The organism is Aliiroseovarius sp. S2029, assembly GCF_023195575.1.
Taxonomy (GTDB): domain Bacteria; phylum Pseudomonadota; class Alphaproteobacteria; order Rhodobacterales; family Rhodobacteraceae; genus Aliiroseovarius; species Aliiroseovarius zhejiangensis.
In genome coordinates, this window is the sequence record NZ_JALPQE010000005.1 from 212,484 (window position 1) to 228,503 (window position 16,020).

14 protein-coding genes are annotated in these 16,020 nt (G+C 60.7%); 2 read left to right on the forward strand and 12 right to left on the reverse strand.

The window, feature by feature from the left end; translation table 11 throughout:
- Positions 1-6: 6 nt before the first annotated feature.
- From MUY21_RS12005 to MUY21_RS12025, 5 genes are all read right to left on the reverse strand, one after another.
- Complete coding sequence (locus MUY21_RS12005) at positions 7-1,281, reverse strand: AAA family ATPase (protein WP_248410596.1); 1,275 nt, start codon at positions 1,279-1,281, stop codon at positions 7-9.
- 414 nt (positions 1,282-1,695) lie between these two features.
- Positions 1,696-2,367 carry an OmpA family protein gene (locus MUY21_RS12010; RefSeq protein WP_248410597.1) on the reverse strand — a complete coding sequence of 224 codons (672 nt, stop codon included), beginning with the start codon at positions 2,365-2,367 and terminating at the stop codon, positions 1,696-1,698.
- A 7-nt stretch (positions 2,368-2,374) separates the two neighbouring features.
- Positions 2,375-3,781: a type II and III secretion system protein family protein gene (locus MUY21_RS12015; protein ID WP_248410598.1), complete on the reverse strand. Its 1,407-nt coding sequence runs from the start codon at positions 3,779-3,781 to the stop codon at positions 2,375-2,377.
- 249 nt (positions 3,782-4,030) lie between these two features.
- Complete coding sequence (gene cpaB, locus MUY21_RS12020; RefSeq protein ID WP_248410599.1) at positions 4,031-4,867, reverse strand: Flp pilus assembly protein CpaB; 837 nt, start codon at positions 4,865-4,867, stop codon at positions 4,031-4,033.
- A gap of 252 nt (positions 4,868-5,119) precedes the next feature.
- The gene (locus MUY21_RS12025; protein ID WP_248410600.1) at positions 5,120-5,317 is read right to left on the reverse strand and encodes a hypothetical protein; all 198 of its coding nucleotides are present in this window, start codon (positions 5,315-5,317) and stop codon (positions 5,120-5,122) included.
- Between the two features lie 390 nt (positions 5,318-5,707).
- Here MUY21_RS12025 and MUY21_RS12030 point away from each other — a divergent pair, with 390 nt between their 5' ends.
- Both MUY21_RS12030 and MUY21_RS12035 read left to right on the forward strand, forming a co-directional pair.
- A complete protein-coding gene (locus MUY21_RS12030; RefSeq protein WP_229836617.1) occupies positions 5,708-6,508 on the forward strand; it encodes a lytic transglycosylase domain-containing protein in 801 nt (266 codons plus the stop codon).
- Positions 6,498-7,958, forward strand: coding sequence for a UbiA family prenyltransferase (locus tag MUY21_RS12035; protein WP_248410601.1), 1,461 nt, complete (start codon positions 6,498-6,500; stop codon positions 7,956-7,958). The genes MUY21_RS12030 and MUY21_RS12035 overlap by 11 nt, the downstream gene beginning before the upstream one ends.
- A gap of 11 nt (positions 7,959-7,969) precedes the next feature.
- Here the strand turns inward: MUY21_RS12035 and MUY21_RS12040 are convergent, their stop codons facing one another.
- From MUY21_RS12040 to topA, 7 genes are all read right to left on the reverse strand, one after another.
- A complete protein-coding gene (locus MUY21_RS12040; protein ID WP_248410602.1) occupies positions 7,970-8,719 on the reverse strand; it encodes an SDR family NAD(P)-dependent oxidoreductase in 750 nt (249 codons plus the stop codon).
- Between the two features lie 4 nt (positions 8,720-8,723).
- Positions 8,724-10,037, reverse strand: coding sequence for an FAD-binding oxidoreductase (locus MUY21_RS12045; protein WP_248410603.1), 1,314 nt, complete (start codon positions 10,035-10,037; stop codon positions 8,724-8,726).
- The gene (locus tag MUY21_RS12050; protein ID WP_248410604.1) at positions 10,018-11,043 is read right to left on the reverse strand and encodes a lysylphosphatidylglycerol synthase transmembrane domain-containing protein; all 1,026 of its coding nucleotides are present in this window, start codon (positions 11,041-11,043) and stop codon (positions 10,018-10,020) included. Before MUY21_RS12050 ends, MUY21_RS12045 begins: the two co-directional genes overlap by 20 nt.
- Before the next feature lie 145 nt (positions 11,044-11,188).
- On the reverse strand, positions 11,189-11,818 hold the full coding sequence (locus tag MUY21_RS12055; protein WP_248410605.1) for a 3-oxoacid CoA-transferase subunit B: 630 nt from the start codon (positions 11,816-11,818) through the stop codon (positions 11,189-11,191).
- Between the two features lie 3 nt (positions 11,819-11,821).
- Positions 11,822-12,517: a CoA transferase subunit A gene (locus MUY21_RS12060; RefSeq protein ID WP_191285531.1), complete on the reverse strand. Its 696-nt coding sequence runs from the start codon at positions 12,515-12,517 to the stop codon at positions 11,822-11,824.
- Positions 12,518-12,665: 148 nt separating this feature from the next.
- Entirely contained in the window at positions 12,666-13,223 is a 558-nt protein-coding gene (locus MUY21_RS12065; protein ID WP_191285532.1) for a L,D-transpeptidase, read from the reverse strand.
- Between the two features lie 156 nt (positions 13,224-13,379).
- Positions 13,380-15,941 carry a type I DNA topoisomerase gene (gene topA, locus MUY21_RS12070; protein WP_248410606.1) on the reverse strand — a complete coding sequence of 854 codons (2,562 nt, stop codon included), beginning with the start codon at positions 15,939-15,941 and terminating at the stop codon, positions 13,380-13,382.
- Between the last annotated feature and the right edge of the window lie 79 nt (positions 15,942-16,020).

The window sequence follows — 16,020 nt, forward strand, 5'->3', positions numbered from 1 at the left end:
CCTGGGTCAGTTGGCCGTGGCTTCAGCCTGGTTCAGGTCGTGAACCGACTGCGCCAGTTTCTGGATTTCCTTGCGCAACGGGTTCTTGTTTGCCCCGGTGGCCAGGGGGATGCCGTGATCGCAGGATTGCGTGACAGGCTTGCCCCCATCCGGAAGGTGCAGTTCGATCGAGATATCAAGGCTTTCGGCCAGTCGCTTGGCGCGCGACTTGCCCGACATATCCGTGAATTTCGGCGCCCGGTTCAGCACATAGCGCAGTTTTTCCACCGGCAGTTCCTCGGATTTCAGGGCCTTGATCATGCGCAACGTGTTCTGGGCCGAGCGCAGGTCAAGTTCGAGCGTCGCAAAATAGACATGCGCCGCATGCAGGACCGTTTCGGTCCATTGCGCGACGGTGTTGGGCATGTCGATCACGACATAATCGAAATTGCTGCGGGCCATCTCGATGATCCGCTGGATGTCTTCGGCACTGACGATGTCCAGGGGCAGCATGTCGGGCGGCGCGGTCAGCACCTGCATTTCGTCGTCGAAACTGACAAGGGCCTGCGCGAAAATCTCGTGATCCATGACCTCGGTGTCGGACAGCAGCTCATAGACCGCGTCGCGGCGCGGCAGGTCCAGATAGGTGGCCACCGACCCGAACTGAAGTCCGAAATCCAGCAAGCAGACACGTGGCGGGGTTTTTCCCGCCTTCTTGTCCTTTTTTGAGCGGTCCATCTGGCTCAGTTCCCAGGCCAGGTTCACCGCAAGCGTGGTCGCGCCGGTGCCACCGGCCAGCCCGTGAACGGCCAGGATGACCGCCTCGTGCCCGCCGTCAGCCTTCAGTTGAGGCGACTGGTTTGCGGGGTCAATGCGGACCGGAGCTTCCGGTTCAGGGGCGCGCAACCGTTCGATGGCGTCGTGCAACGCACCTTCGGGAAGCGGGTAGGGGACGAACTCTTCAGCGCCCATTTTCAGAAGCTGGTGCAGCGCGATCGGGCTGACTTCTTCCGCGATCACGATGACCTTGATGCCCTTTTCGCCAGCGGCACGGATGACACTGGCCACTTTTGACAGATCGGCCTCGTCCTGATCGTCCATCGCGATCGCGACAAACTCCAGCGCATCGGCATCCGGTTGGGCGAAAAACGCCAAAGCGTCTTCAAGCGACAGGTCGCCCCATGCCTCGCCGAGTTCAGCTTCCATATCTTCGATCAGAAGATCGAAGTTCTGCACGTCCCGCGCGATCGTGCAAGCAACGATCGGTTCCGGGTCGGCGTGTAGCGCAACACTGCTACTCATCGTAAAATCCCTCCTGTTAGAGCCCGCTCCCAGGCATTCTGCCATCGGTCCTTTGCCCGCAAAGGCGTGCGTGAGTCGAAAATTGCACGCGGACTGCTCCCAATGGACAAGAAATGCCAGTCAATCTGGGCAACATTGCGGCTGAAACCGCTAAATTATTCGTTCATTTGGGACGATCACCGGGGAATTGGCTGATCTGTTTCCCAGTGAAGAACGGCAGAAATCTTCACCCTTAACGGGAAATCGCATCTCGATTCTGCAGGGAAATCTCATGAAATGAAGAGGTTCACGGCAAGAGCTGCCCTGTGGCGTCCCTGTGTTCTGGCCCGAATTGCGGCAACAATGTGGCATGCCGGGTTGGGTCACATGAAAAAAAGGCGCGACCTTGTCGCGCCTTTTTTCTGTTGGTCCTGATCAACCGCCGCCATCAATCGATCCCGCGGTCCCCGCCGAGATGATGGGGGGCGGCACGGCGCTGCGGATATATTCGCGATAGATGACTTCGGCATATTTGCCATCCAGCACGGTGGGCTTGCGGCCGCCCACGAACCCGGTGACTTCGGTCACGGTACGGCGGTTGCGCATCTCAGGCGCGCGCGTCACGACGATCGGGCGGGTCTCGCCATAGCTGACCACCGCCTCAAGCCGCGACCGGCTGATGCCGCTGGCGACCAGATAGTTCACGACCGCATGGGCGCGGCGCAGCCCGAGCCGCTGGTTATACGCGTGCGAGCCGACCAGGTCGGTATGACCATAGACGCGGAAGCGCAGTTCGGGGAACTGGGCGATCCAGTGGGCCTGCTGGCTGAGGATGGCGCGCGCCGTGTCGTCCAGCGCGTAGCTGTTGAAGGCGAAATTCACCGTGTCCTGCGATTCCTGATTGAACCGGTTTGCCATTGCGACGGCCGGGTTGATCTGACCGTTCTGGACCCCGGTGTTATAGGCGGTGGGTTGCCCCAGCCCGCCCTCGTCAATCTGCGATCCTGCCTCAAAGAACCAGGATTTCGACGCCACATCCGCCCCTGAACATGCCGTCAGAATGGCAATGGCCGAGGTGGCCGCGAGCACTGGTTTGATACGTTTCATCGGCATCTCAGTCCTCCATCACATAGCCATAGGACCCGGAAAAGTCCTGTTGCGCCACTTCGCCCGCCGCCCCGGATTTGGGCCGGTTCTTGGCGGTCGTATTGCCGAACAGGAACAGATCCTGCTCGGATGGCGGGCGGATCCGATCGGTCGGTACGGCCAGCGCCTCGCCGCGCGTGGGAGTGACAAGATGCGCGGTCACGATGATCACCAGTTCCGATTGCGACCGCTGGTATTCGGTTGACCGGAACAGCGCGCCCAGAACCGGGATGTCGCCCAGCCATGGCACGGCGCCGATATTGTCCTGGAAATCATCCTCGATCAGGCCGGCGATTGCGAAGCTTTCGCCATCCCGCATCTCGACCGTGGTCGAGGTTTCGCGGCGGCGGAAGGCATTGATGCTGAAGCCGCCATTGTTATAGCTGACGGATTCGTCCAGCCCCGACACGGCCGCGTTTAGTTGCAGGTTGATGACATCATCCGCCAGCACCGTGGGCGTGAAGGTCAGTTCGACACCAAAGGGCTTGTAGGTGACAGTAATCTCGTTGTCGCCATTGGATATGGGCAGGGGATATTCGCCACCGGCCAGGAACGAGGCTTCCTGCCCGGACAAGGCCGTCAGGTTCGGTTCAGCTAAAGTGCGTACAACACCCTTGGTTTCAAGGGCTTCCAGCAAGACTGCCATCTGCAGTCCACCAACATTGAAACCGATCTTCGTGGCGCCCTGCGTCCCGGGCGTGATATTATACGGTCCGTTGATAGAGTTGCCGCCGGTCAGAAACGTGCCCGTTTCACCGATGGTGTTGTCCGTGAAGGGATTGCCGAATGCCAGCGAACCGGACAGGGATTTGCTGACCGAGCGGCCCATTTCGGCGAACCGCACCTTAAGCATGACTTGCTGTGTGCCACCGACCGTCATCAGGTTCGACACCCGCTCGGGTGCGTAACGCTGGGCCAGGTCAAGTGCGCGATCCAGACGCTGGATCGAGCTGACCATGCCGGACAGGACGATCCCGTCATTGGCGGTGCGCACCTCGATCTGTTCGCCGGGCAGGATCTGACGCAGGCGTTCCTTGAATTCTGCGATATCCGGCGCGACATGCACATCGACATTGGTGATAAGTTTGCCATCAGCCCCCAGAAGCGTCAGAGTGGTGCGCCCCGGTGTCTTGCCCAGCACATAAATGGTGCGGTCCGACAGGGTCGAAATATCCGCGATGCCGGGATTGGCGATGGAAAGTTCGGCGAAGGGGGCGTCGCTTTCGACGACCACAGCCCGATTCATGGGAACTTTGAGCGCGCCGGATGGGGCGCCGCTCATGACGCGCAGCGTTTCGGCCGACGATGCTGTCGGTACGCCGACCCCGAGCGTCAGACCCAATAGGGCTGCCTTGATAAAATGATCAACTTTCATGTGATCCTGCCTCTCTGACCACGTGTGGATAGCGTGGGTGTTGCCCACTTGACTGCTCCGGGTCTGTTGCCCGATTTTATGGATCTTGCGACCCGATTGCGTGGCAGACTGCGGCAGAAATCGAATTAATGCAAGAATCAATAGGTTGCTTGGGTAGCTTCATGTGGACATGTCGCAACAGTTCAACTGCTGCGACATGGCCTTTGCGGTGTCAGGAAGCCCTGAAATCGCGCCAAAATCTGATCGGGATCACTCGGGGCAGGTGATCTTGGTCTCGATGATCTCGCCGCCGCGACGGGTGCGGATGGTGCAGACTTCTTCCTGCACACCAACGACTTCGCCCATGATTTCACCCTGGCCCACCTCGACCTTCGAGGTGACGGTTTCGTCCTGCGTGCCCACAAGCGCCAGCGACAGGCGTCCGCTGGACTGGGCCTGGGCCAGGGCGGCCACCTGGCGGGGGGTCACTTCGACGGTGATGGTGCGCGCGATCGTCGGCCCGGTGCGGTCGGTGTCGGCGATCTGGTCGACCGCGATGATATGCACATTCGCCAGGATCAGCTTGGTGACGGCCTGGCCATCGCCAAGTTCGTCAAAGCCGCGCCCGGTCCAGTAGACGTCGATCCGGTCTTCAGGCCGTAGAAAGCCGGACACGCCCGAGCTGACATCGACATTGATGGCATAGGCGCGCATCCCCGTTGCCAGGCGCGAGGACACACCAGCATCCGCGCCGGGTTTCGTCACCTTGACCTGAAGCAAGGCTTCGTCCTTTTCCATGGCGCGCAGGACGGTGCGGAATTTCTTTTCCCCATCCGGGAACACGTCTTCGATCTTGGAAAATGTGCCTGCGGGAATGGCATTTTCCGGCCACTTCACCGACCGGATGTCGTCGGCTGTCATTTGTTCGCCATAGCGCAGCGGGCGGTTCACGACGAACACATCAACCGTGGGAACAATGGCTGCGCGTGCTGCGCGTTCGGCTTCAAGCTGGGCCTGGTAGCCGCCAATATAATCCTTGGCCATGTACACTGCGAACCCGGCCAGGCCGACGCCAACGATCAGGACCAGTCCAAAGAGCAAACGCATTTAAGTTCCTTTCCCACAACAGGACGCCAGAGGCATCACACACCAACTCCCTCATCTACATGTCAATGTGAATTGAGGCAATTTGAAGTATAAAGCGTGAATTTAGGGTGAACTTCACAGGAAACGTCAACAATTTCCAGTCCCGATTGTTCAACACGCTTCTGTGGTGCAGCCTGAAAACCGAAAACCGCGTCGGGGACGCGGTTTTCATTCTTGTCATTGCCAGATGATCCGGCAGGCGCATTGCGCATATTAGTTGGTGTAGGTCGGGACCGTCATGTTGCTCAGCGAGCTCGAGATCTTGCCGGCCAGCGACTTGGTGCCGCCCGAAACCGAGGTCAGAACTGCAATGCCGAGGCCCACGATGGCGGCGGTCAGCACAACCCAGTCCACGGTGACAGCACCGTCTTCGTCGGCTTGGAAGGTCTTGATCAGGTCAAAAAGTTTCATTTTATCGCTCCATTACTTACTTGGTTTGTCGTGTTCAACTTTACTACTTCACCTTGGCGCCTGAACCTTGCTGTCCTCTGCGCTGCTTGGCATGACCCTAATTAGCCCCCTGATTGGGGCGAGAGTTGGGCAGGTTTCGTACCTTTTCTGGTTTAACAATTTTTTAAGGATTTGATCGGTTAACTGTCTGAATATGCGTGAAAATAAAATTTATAAAATTCTTGCATCTGTGGTTTTCCTGCGCGGAATGGCGCAAATCTTGTGAACAATATCAGGTAAATCTGGCCCTGACAGGCGAAATCTGCAACAAACAGGAAAACAATTCGAGGCAGAGCAGTGAACCGCAAAATGCGGCGCTTCGTTAACATAAGCATATTCCTGACCCTTGCGATGGGGGTCCAGGCGCAGGCAGACACGCAGCCTGCGCCCTTTCCCGACTTTACCTTCAAGCGCGTGTCGGTGCCCCAGGCCGGGGCAAAACGTCTGACCATCCAGATCGACCCCGCCGCCCAGGCGGCCGCCCTGGCGCCCAGGACTCCAGCGTCCAAGACCCCTTCGCCCGATCACATCGAAGAGGTGGCGGCAGGCGTCCCGACACCTCAGCCGACGGAATGGGACTGGTTCTGGACCACCGTGTCGCCACGGCTGGACAAGGCCGGCCCCGGCAATGTGCGCACCGCTCTTGATCTGCTGGAAACACAAGAGGGCATGGCGCAGCCCCGCCTGCAACACCTGCAAACCATCGCCCGTGCACATGGCAGCGACATCCTGAACGCCACGATCGGCACGCCGGTCTCGCCTGCCTTGGTGCTGGCCTTGATCTCGGTCGAAAGCGGCGGGCGCGTGGATGTGGAAAGCCATGCAGGCGCACAGGGGCTGATGCAGTTGATCCCCGACACCGCCGCCCGGTTTGGTGTCGAGGACAGCACCAACCCCACTCAGAACATCAAGGGTGGCGTTGCTTACCTGAACTGGCTGATAAACCATTTCGACGGTGATCCGATCCTCGCCCTTGCTGGCTACAATGCGGGCGAGAACGCGGTGAAAGACAATGGCGGTGTGCCCCCATATGCCGAAACCCGCGCCTATGTGCCCAAGGTATTGGCTGCATGGAAGGTGGCACGCGGGCTGTGCCTGACCCCGCCCGAGCTTTTGTCGGATGGATGTGTGTTTGCGGTGAATGGATCGTGATGTGATGGCCGAAGAGTTGACCAAGAAACCGTTCGTGCTGGACGTGGACGGAACATTCCTGCGCACGGATCTGCTGTTTGAGTGTTTCTGGGCGGGGCTGGGCCGCGATCCGATTCACACGCTGCAAACCAGCCTGATGCATTTTCGCGATCCGGCGGGTCTGAAGGCGGAACTGGCCCGCATTGCAGCCCTGCGCACCGACCTTCTGCCGGTTGATCCTGACGTGCTGGAGGTTGCCCGAGCCGCGCAGGCCGAAGGGCGCGAAGTGGTGCTTGCCTCGGGGTCGGATCAAAGCCTTGTGGCGCAACTGGCCGCCGATCACGACCTGTCGGATCGCGTCTTTGCCTCGGACGGGCAGACCAACCTGAAAGGCGCGCGCAAGGCCGAGGCGCTGGTGGCTGCCTTCGGCGAGGGCGGGTTCCACTATGCGGGCAACGCCCCGGTGGACCGCGCGGTGTGGGACCATGCCGACGCGGCTTTGGTCGTGGGCGACCCCCGATCCGCCAAGGCATTGCAGGCGCAGGGCAAGCCCGTCACCCAGATCGCGGGCGGCTGGCGCATGAAAGACGTTCTGAAAAGTTTCCGCCCGCATCAATGGGTCAAGAACGTGCTTCTTTTCGTGCCGATGATTGCCGGACACGCATTTGACCTGAACACGTTCATCCTTGCCATCCTTGGCGTGATCAGCTTTTCGGCGGCGGCGTCCTCGATCTATCTGGTCAATGACCTGCTGGATCTTGAGGCCGACCGGCTGCATGTGAAGAAATGCAAACGTCCGTTCGCCTCGGGCGCGGTGCCGATCCAGGTGGGGATGGTGTCTTTCTTCGTTCTTGCCGCTATTGCGTTGGGCATCGCGGCCTATCTGGGATGGGCTTTTTTTGGTGTCGTCAGTTTTTATATGGCGCTGTCGCTGGCCTATTCGCTGAAACTGAAACGGATGCGCTGGGTGGATATCGCGGTGCTGGCGTCGCTCTATACCTTGCGCGTCGTGGCAGGGGCGGCGGCCACGGATATTCCCGTGTCGGGTTATCTGCTGGTCTTCATCTTCCCGGTCTTCCTGGCGTTGGGCTGCGTGAAGCGCCTGACAGAACTAACCCTTGCCACATCGGATGAACGTCTGCCGGGGCGGGGTTACGGTCGCCCGGACCGGCCCGACCTTTTGAACGTCGCGTCGCTGGGCGTCGTGGCGTCCTTGGTCGCGTTCTTCCTCTATTCCTTCACCGAACAGGCGCTGTCGCTCTATAAGACGCAGTGGCTGATGTGGGTGGCAGGTCTGCCGCTGGCCTGGTGGATGATCCGCATGGTACGTCTTGGTTGGTATGGCAAGCAGGATTACGACCCGATCGTTTTCGCCATGAAGGACAAACGGGGCATCGGGCTGATGCTGATGACCATTTCGATCATGTTCTATGCCGCCGGGCTGTGGCAGGAGTGGTTCGGGGTGGGCTGACGCGCACCCGTTCAGATCGACATCTTCTTGAAGATGAATTCGGGAATGCTGCGGATGATCAGCATGATGTATCGCCAGAAGAACGGGGTATAGATCACGTTGCGCTGCTTTTCGACCGCGTTCAGGCAATCGGCGGCGACCTTCTGGGGTGAGGCGACAAGGAACATGCCTTCGATCCCCCATGTCATCGCCGTGTCCACGAAGCCGGGCTTGACCGTTACCACATGGCCACCCGCACGGGTCAGGCGGTTGCGCAAGCCCGACAGATAGGTGGCAAACCCCGCCTTGGCCGAGCCATAGACATAATTGCCGATCCGTCCCCGGTCCCCCGCGACCGAGCAGACACCGACCACCGTGCCCGCGCCCCGATCCTCGATGATTGGAGCCAGCATGGTCAGGAACGCCGCCGGGCCGGTATGGCTGTCTTTGACCACGCCGTCGATCAGGGACGGGTTGGCGTCAATCTCGTCCTGCGGGGGCATGGAGCCGACGAACACGGCGGCATTGATCACGCCATCCTCGCGCGTGGCACGGTCAATGATGGGTTGGAAGGTGGCAATGTCACGGGCGTCGAACTTCATCGCCTCAGCCGTCACGCCGCGCGCGGACAGGTCAGCGGCCGAGCGTTTCAGATCATCCATATCACGGCCTGCCAGAATGACGCTCGCCCCCTGATCCGCGACCGCCTGCGCAAAGGCGCGCGCCATGGAGGAGGTTGCGCCAAGGATGATCCAGCACTGGTTCTGTTTGGTCTTTGTCATGTTCTTACCCAGCCTCGCGAAGGTTCAGGCGGCGCACCATGTCGGTTTCCAACGCGTGGTCCGGGTCGGCCTTGTTGACCTGTTTCACCCAGTCGCCATGGTCTGGATACATCGCCTTGATGGCCGGGCCCGAGGCCAGCGCGTCCTTGGCAAGATAGAGCCGCCCGCCTGCATCCACGGTCATACCTTCAAGCATTGCGATCAGTTCCACGGCCGTGTCGCGGGCGGGAAAATCAACGGCGAGCGTATAGCCCTCCATCGGGAAGCTCATATGCCCCGCGCGCCCCGGTCCCATGCGTTTCAGGACCGCCAAGGGCGAGGACAAGCCCGCGCCTGCAATCAGCTCCAACATCGCTTTCAGCGCGCCTGACTGATCCAGCGGCACGACGTTCTGGAACTGGTAAAAACCGCGTTTGCCATAGAGGCGGTTCCAGTCGTGGATTTTGTCGAGTGGAAAGAAGAACTCGTCGATCCGTTTGACGGATGAACGGCCAGATGTGGGCACGCGCCGGTAATAGGCGTTGTTGAAGGCCCGCACGATGGGGGCGGATAGGGCAAAGCCCGGCGCGTCCATCGGGATTTTCTTCGACGGCTTCGCTTTGGGCAAAAGCCCCGCGGCCAGTTCCGCCTCTTCTATGATGCCGCGCCCAAGGGCGTCGCCTTCGGCGGTCGTGTCGATCCAGCCGACGCAATAGGTCGCCTGGCTGCCATCCAACAGGGCGATATGCGCGTCCCAATCCTCAGCCCTTCGTTCGGTGACCATCATCACGTCACCGGGGCAGGGCTTCAGTTGCAGTTTCGCCTCGGCGATCACGCCCGTCTGGCCGATGCCGCCCATCGTGGCGAGAAACAACGCGGCGTTGCGGGTGGGGGTGGCGACGGTGCGCTTGTCGCCATTCAGCAGAGTGACGGACAGCACATGCTGGCCGAAGCTGCCCGCGTTGTGGTGGTTCTTGCCATGCACGTCCTGCGCGATGCAGCCGCCCACGGTGGCAAAGCCGGTGCCGGGCATGACGGCGGGCAGCCAACCACGCGGGGCAAACACGTGGGCCAGATCGCCGATGGTGATGCCAGCCTCGACCGTCACAACGCCGGTATCCGCGTCAAAATCGATGATGCGGTTCATCCGCGTCATGTCGATCGCGCGGCCCCCGTCGTTCAGTGCCGCATCGCCATAGGACCGGCAGTTGCCGATGGCCGGACAGGAATGCTCTGCGACCACGGCTTTCAGGCTGCGGGCGCGTTCGGGCCGTGCCAGTTCGGCGGTGGCGTGGTGAACCCGGCCCCAGCCGGTATAGTCAGTCGTTTTCCAAACCATGTGTATGTCTCAATGAAATTCGTTCGGCGACGGGAAAGACCAGAAGGCCGATCCCGATGGCAAACCAGAGCGTGGTGACGCGGATGATGACGGTGGCGGGGATGCTGACCTCAAGCGGCACGCCTTCCATCGCCAGCAGGGCGACCATCGCGGCCTCGGCCCCGCCGACACCGCCGGGGGCACCGGTCAGACCACCGGCAAGGGTGGAAAAGACGAAGATCGCGACAGCCTTGGTAAAGCCGATATCGGCCCCCATCCACATCAGAAGCAGGTGAAAGGCATAGCCTTCGGCAATCCAGCCGACGACGCCGATCAGCGCGGCAACGGCCATCAGCGTGGGCGAGGTGAAGGCCGAGAGCGAGACGGCGGCGCGGCGCAGCTTGGCCCAGAGCCGCGCAAACCGCCCGGTGATCCTGTGCCCCATCGTGGCAAGCCCGGCCAGAAGGCGGGGGCGGGTCACGGCGAAGGCGGCGATCAGGGCAAGAAGGGTCACAGGCAGGCCGCCCGCGATGCCGGTGGCTGAGAAGGCCAGCGCAAGCCCGAGGATCAGCGCCATGGCCGACAAATCCGACGCGCGATCCACCAGCACCAGCGGCGCGGTGCGTTCAAATGCCCAGCCGGTTTCGCGCCGGAGCCATCGCATCCGCACAAGCTCGCCCACACGGCCCGGTGTGACCGACATGGCAAACCCGCCCAGAAAATGGCGCAGGTCTTGCACCAGCCCCGTGGGCAGCCCCAACTTGCGGGCAAAGATGTGCCAGCGCAGCCCACGAAAGACATAATTTACAAGGCTGAGCGCCAAGAGGGCGGCAAACTGCCCGACCGACAGCCGCGCCAGTTGCGCGCGGGTCTCTTCCCACCCCGTTGCGGCGGCCAGTCCGATCAGTCCAACCAGCACCAGCAAGAACAGACCCAGCAACACAAGCGTGTCGCGCAGCCGCCGGGGCGCGGGCGTGCTTGCCGACTGTTTCCCAGCGGTGGACGGTATTGGGTTGGTGCTGCTCATTGTCATTTCCCGGCTTATGGCGGGGGATTACGGCGAGAATATGAAAGCAACCAAGCAAAAGCGAGGGGGAATAAGGCGCAAACGATCCCGCCACAAAAAAAGGGCCCCCACGCGGGAGCCCTTCATGCCATACACTGGCGCGCGTTCAGTCGACGATCGTCGCCTCGGTCGCGGCGCGCAGTTCGTCTTCGGTCACGCCATCGGCGGTCTCGACAATTTTCAATCCGCCTTCGACCACGTCCATGACGCCAAGGTTTGTTATGATGCGATCCACGACACCTTTGCCGGTCAGCGGCAGGGTGCATTCGCGCAGCACCTTCGAGTCGCCGTGCTTGTTGGTGTGATCCATCACGACCACAACACGGCCCACTCCGGCCACAAGATCCATCGCGCCACCCATGCCCTTGACCAGCTTGCCGGGGATCATCCAGTTGGCAAGGTCGCCGTTTTCGGCCACTTCCATCGCGCCAAGGATTGCCATTGCGATCTTGCCGCCCCGGATCATACCGAAGCTCATCGAGCTGTCGAAATACGATGTCTGGGGCAGTTCGGTGATGGTTTGCTTGCCGGCGTTGATCAGGTCGGCGTCGATCTCGTCCTCGGTCGGGAAGGGGCCCATGCCCAGCATCCCGTTTTCCGATTGCAGCGTGACCTCGATCCCGTCAGGGATATAGTTCGACACCAGCGTTGGAATGCCGATGCCAAGATTTACATACCAGCCGTCCTGCAGCTCCTGCGCAGCGCGGGCGGCCATTTGATTGCGGTTCCAAGCCATTGCTTATGCCTCCCGAATGGTGCGTTGTTCGATACGCTTTTCGTGCTCGCCTTGAATGATGCGATGCACATAGATACCCGGCAGGTGGATGGCGTCGGGGTCCAGCGACCCGGTCGGCACAATCTCCTCGACTTCGGCCACGCAGACCTTGCCGCACATGGCGGCAGGCGGGTTGAAGTTGCGGGCGGTCTTGCGGAAGATCAGGTTGCCGGTTTCATCGGCTTTCCAGGCCTTGACGATGGACAGGTCGGCAAAAATGCCTTCCTCCAGAATGTATTCTTCGCCGTTGAACACTTTCACATCCTTGCCTTCGGCGATCACGGTGCCGACGCCGGTCTTGGTATAGAAGCCGGGAATGCCGTGGCCCGCGGCGCGCATCCGTTCGGCCAAGGTGCCTTGGGGGTTGAATTCAAGCTCCAGCTCGCCTGACAGGTATTGGCGCATGAACTCGGCGTTTTCGCCCACATAGGACGACATCATTTTCTTGATCTGTTTCGTGTCGAGCAGTTTGCCCAGACCGAAACCGTCCACGCCGCAGTTGTTCGACGCGACGGTGATGTCCTTGACGCCGCTTTCCACCAGCGCGTCAATCAGAAGTTCGGGAATGCCGCACAGGCCAAACCCCCCGGCGGCAATCAGCATCCCGTCCGACAACAGCCCGTCCAGGGCCTCGGCGGCGCTGCCATATACCTTTTTCATGAAAGTTACCTCTCGTCAGTTTTGCGACTGTTCTGGCGTGAGGAGGGGGCAAAGTCAACGAAACCCGAAGGCTGGGCGGGGCTTCAGGTATTTCTACCTAAGCCCCGATCCGTTGCGCGCGCAGGGGGGCGGAACCGGTGCAAACCGATCAGATGATCCGCACCTGGGCACCCACCGGCGTGATGGCGAACAGCTCGGCGATCGCGTTGTTGTAAAGGCCGATGCAGCCGTCCGAGCTGCGGCGTCCGATCTTGCGCGTGTCATGCGTGCCGTGGATCAGATAGGCGGGCCAGTCCAGATACATCGCATGGGTGCCCAGGGGGTTGTCCGGGCCGGGCGGGGTGTATTTCAGCTCCGGGTTGCGTTCCAGCATACTGGGGGTGGGGGTCCAGTCCGGCCCGACCTTCTTGCGCACGATCTTCGTGTAGCCGGTCTTGGTCAACTCGTCCGTCATCGGGACCGAGGTTGGATAGATGCGATAATCGCTGCCATCCGCGCTCCAGTAATGCAGGGCGCGGGATACCGTGTCGCAGACGATCGTCACCCGGTCCAGCGTGTCGAAATGGTCCCGCCAGTCCTGGTTGGCAAAGCTGGACGCATTGCGTTTGGCGGTTTCGATGACGGGGGTGGCAAGGCCGGTCTGCGGCAGGACGAAGGAAGCGGTTGCGCCCGCGATGACCGCGCGGCGCGAAAGAAGGCGTGACATGGTAAGGCTCACTGTTCGATTGCGTTTTGCCGCACTGAAACCCGCGCTGGGGCGAGGTTCAAATCACAAATTCGAGAGTTGGAATGTTACTGGTCAACCTGTCACATTAATGGCCCGGATAGGAGATATCCGGGCCAGGCACGGCAGCCCGTCCGCTCACGCTTTCTTGCTGGCTGTCTTCTTCTTCGTGGCGGGTGTCTTCTTGGCCGCCGCCTTCTTTTTCGCAGGCTTCTTCTTGGCGGCTTTCTCGGCGATCAACGCCACCGCCATCTCCATCGTCACATCGGCGGCTTCCACGTCTTTGGGCAAGGTCGCGTTGACCTTTTCCCATTTCACATAAGGACCATAGCGCCCGTCCATCACATTCACCGGCCCGCCGTCTTCGGGGTGTTCCCCCAGCTCTTTCAATGGCTTGGCTGCCGCTCGCCCTCGCCCGCCGGGATTGGCGCGTTTTTCGGCCAGCATCTCGACCGCGCGGTTCATGCCGATCTCGAACACGTCCGCCGGGTCTTTCAGGTTGACGTAAACCGGCTTCGCCTCGCCGTCTGCCTGATGCATGATATAAGGGCCGAAGCGTCCAAAATTGGATTTCACTTCGCCACCATCCGGGTGTTCGCCCACAACGCGCGGCAGGGACAGAAGCACCAGCGCCTTTTCCAGCGTGATATCGTCCTTGGACCAGCCCTTGGGCAGCGACGCACGAGGCGGCTTCTTGTTCTCGGGTGTCGGCTCACCGCGCTGCACGTAAGGCCCGAACCGGCCGGATTTCAGCCAAATCTCGTCGCCATTGTCTTCGCCCAGCAGACGCTCATCCCCTTCGGCCCCTTCGCCCGCAATGGGCCGCGTATAGGTGCATTCGGGATAGTTGCCGCAGCCCACGAACCCGCCGGTCCGCGAGGTTTTCAGATGCAGTTTGCCGGTGCCGCATTTCGGACAGATCCGTGGATCCGACCCGTCTTCGCGAGGCGGATAAAGTTGGGGGGCCAAGGCCGCATCCAACTTGTCCAGCACCTCCGATATCCGCAATTCGGATGTTTCGGCAATCGCCGCCGAGAAATCCCGCCAGAAGCGTGCCAGCACGTCCTTATAGTCGGCGTCACCGGCTGAAATCTCGTCAAGTTCCTCTTCCAAATTCGCCGTGAATTCATAGCCCACATATTTGCGGAAGAAGTTCATCAGGAAGATGGTCACGATCCGGCCCTTATCCTCGGGGAACAGGCGGTTCTTGTCCTTGCGAACATATTCGCGGTCCTGGATCGTGGTGATCACCGACGCATAGGTCGAGGGGCGCCCGATGCCCAGTTCTTCCATGCGTTTCACCAACGTCGCCTCGGTATAACGCGGCGGGGGCTGGGTGAAATGCTGTTCGGGTGTGACGCCCTTTTTCTCGGCTTTTTCGCCTTCCATGATCTGCGGCAGGCGCTTGTCGTCCTCGTCCACCTCCTGATCGTCGCGGCCTTCTTCATAGACCTTCAGGAAGCCTTCAAAGACCACAACCTGCCCGGTGGCGCGCAAGACGACCTGACCGTCAGATGAGCCCACATCAACCGTGGTGCGTTCAAACTTGGCGCTTTCCATCTGGCTGGCGAGTGTCCGCTTCCAGATCAGGTCATACAGCTTGCGCTGATCGGGTTCCAGCTTGGCCAGATCGCTGCCGGATACGGTCATGTCCGTCGGGCGGATACACTCGTGCGCTTCCTGCGCGTTCTTGGCTTTGTTCTTGTAAATCCGCGGTTTGGCCGGGATGAAGTCCTTGCCATACCGGTCTGAAATTGCGTCACGCGCGGCCGCCACCGCTTCCGGCGCCATGTCGATCCCGTCGGTCCGCATATAGGTGATATAGCCCGCTTCATAGAGGCGCTGGGCCGTCGACATCGTCTGCCGCGCGCCAAAGCCGAATTTGCGGCTGGCTTCCTGTTGCAGGGTCGAGGTCATGAAGGGCGGCGAGGGGTTGCGGGTTGCGGGTTTCGCCTCGACCGACTGAACGGTCAGATCGCGCGACGAAATCGCTTGTACGGCCATTTCGGCCGCTGTCTCGTTCTCGAGATCATAGCGGTCCAGCTTCTGGCCGCCCAGCACCGTCAGACGCGCTTCGAACTCCTGCCCGCGCGGCGTTTGCAGCAGGGCTTTCACCGACCAGTATTCGCGCGCCTTGAACGCTTCGATCTCTTCCTCACGCTCGACGATCAGGCGCAGACAGACCGACTGCACACGCCCCGCTGACCGTGCGCCCGGGAGCTTGCGCCACAGAACCGGAGACAGGTTGAAGCCCACCAGATAATCCAGCGCACGGCGGGCGAGGTACGCCTCGACCAGATCATTGTCGACATCGCGGGGCTGCTGCATCGCCTCGGTCACGGCGGATTTAGTGATCGCGTTGAACACAACACGGCTGACCGGCGTGTCCTTCTTGATCGCCCGCCGCTTGCGCAGGGCTTCTTCCAGATGCCACGAGATCGCCTCGCCCTCGCGATCGGGGTCGGTCGCGAGGATCAGGTTGTTGTCGTCTTTCAACGCGTCGGCGATGGCGCGCACATGTTTGGCGCTGTCGCGGCCCACCTCCCATTTCATGGCGAAATCAGCGTCAGGATCAACCGATCCATCTTTGGGCGGCAGGTCGCGGACATGGCCATAGGATGCCAGCACCGTATAGTCCGACCCCAGATATTTATTGATGGTCTTGGCTTTGGCCGGGCTTTCAACGACGACTACGGGCATGCGGATCCTCTCGACTCAGGTGCCATGAAATGATGGCAGTCTGTTTGGAGGCGTTAGATGTGTTGCGAAGGGACCGGTT

Bases quoted from the DNA above. Each gene is read 5' to 3' on its own strand.
- MUY21_RS12065 (WP_191285532.1), bottom strand. From the start codon at position 13,223: ATGTCACGCCTTCTTTCGCGCCGCGCGGTCATCGCGGGCGCAACCGCT.
- MUY21_RS12005 (WP_248410596.1), bottom strand. From the start codon at position 1,281: ATGAGTAGCAGTGTTGCGCTACACGCCGACCCGGAACCGATCGTTGCT.
- MUY21_RS12015 (WP_248410598.1), bottom strand. From the start codon at position 3,781: ATGAAAGTTGATCATTTTATCAAGGCAGCCCTATTGGGTCTGACGCTC.
- MUY21_RS12050 (WP_248410604.1), bottom strand. From the start codon at position 11,043: ATGAGCAGCACCAACCCAATACCGTCCACCGCTGGGAAACAGTCGGCA.
- cpaB (WP_248410599.1), bottom strand. From the start codon at position 4,867: ATGCGTTTGCTCTTTGGACTGGTCCTGATCGTTGGCGTCGGCCTGGCC.
- MUY21_RS12030 (WP_229836617.1), top strand. From the start codon at position 5,708: ATGGGGGTCCAGGCGCAGGCAGACACGCAGCCTGCGCCCTTTCCCGAC.
- MUY21_RS12060 (WP_191285531.1), bottom strand. From the start codon at position 12,517: ATGAAAAAGGTATATGGCAGCGCCGCCGAGGCCCTGGACGGGCTGTTG.
- MUY21_RS12040 (WP_248410602.1), bottom strand. From the start codon at position 8,719: ATGACAAAGACCAAACAGAACCAGTGCTGGATCATCCTTGGCGCAACC.
- MUY21_RS12045 (WP_248410603.1), bottom strand. From the start codon at position 10,037: ATGGTTTGGAAAACGACTGACTATACCGGCTGGGGCCGGGTTCACCAC.
- MUY21_RS12035 (WP_248410601.1), top strand. From the start codon at position 6,498: ATGGATCGTGATGTGATGGCCGAAGAGTTGACCAAGAAACCGTTCGTG.
- topA (WP_248410606.1), bottom strand. From the start codon at position 15,941: ATGCCCGTAGTCGTCGTTGAAAGCCCGGCCAAAGCCAAGACCATCAAT.
- MUY21_RS12010 (WP_248410597.1), bottom strand. From the start codon at position 2,367: ATGAAACGTATCAAACCAGTGCTCGCGGCCACCTCGGCCATTGCCATT.
- MUY21_RS12055 (WP_248410605.1), bottom strand. From the start codon at position 11,818: ATGGCTTGGAACCGCAATCAAATGGCCGCCCGCGCTGCGCAGGAGCTG.
- MUY21_RS12025 (WP_248410600.1), bottom strand. From the start codon at position 5,317: ATGAAACTTTTTGACCTGATCAAGACCTTCCAAGCCGACGAAGACGGT.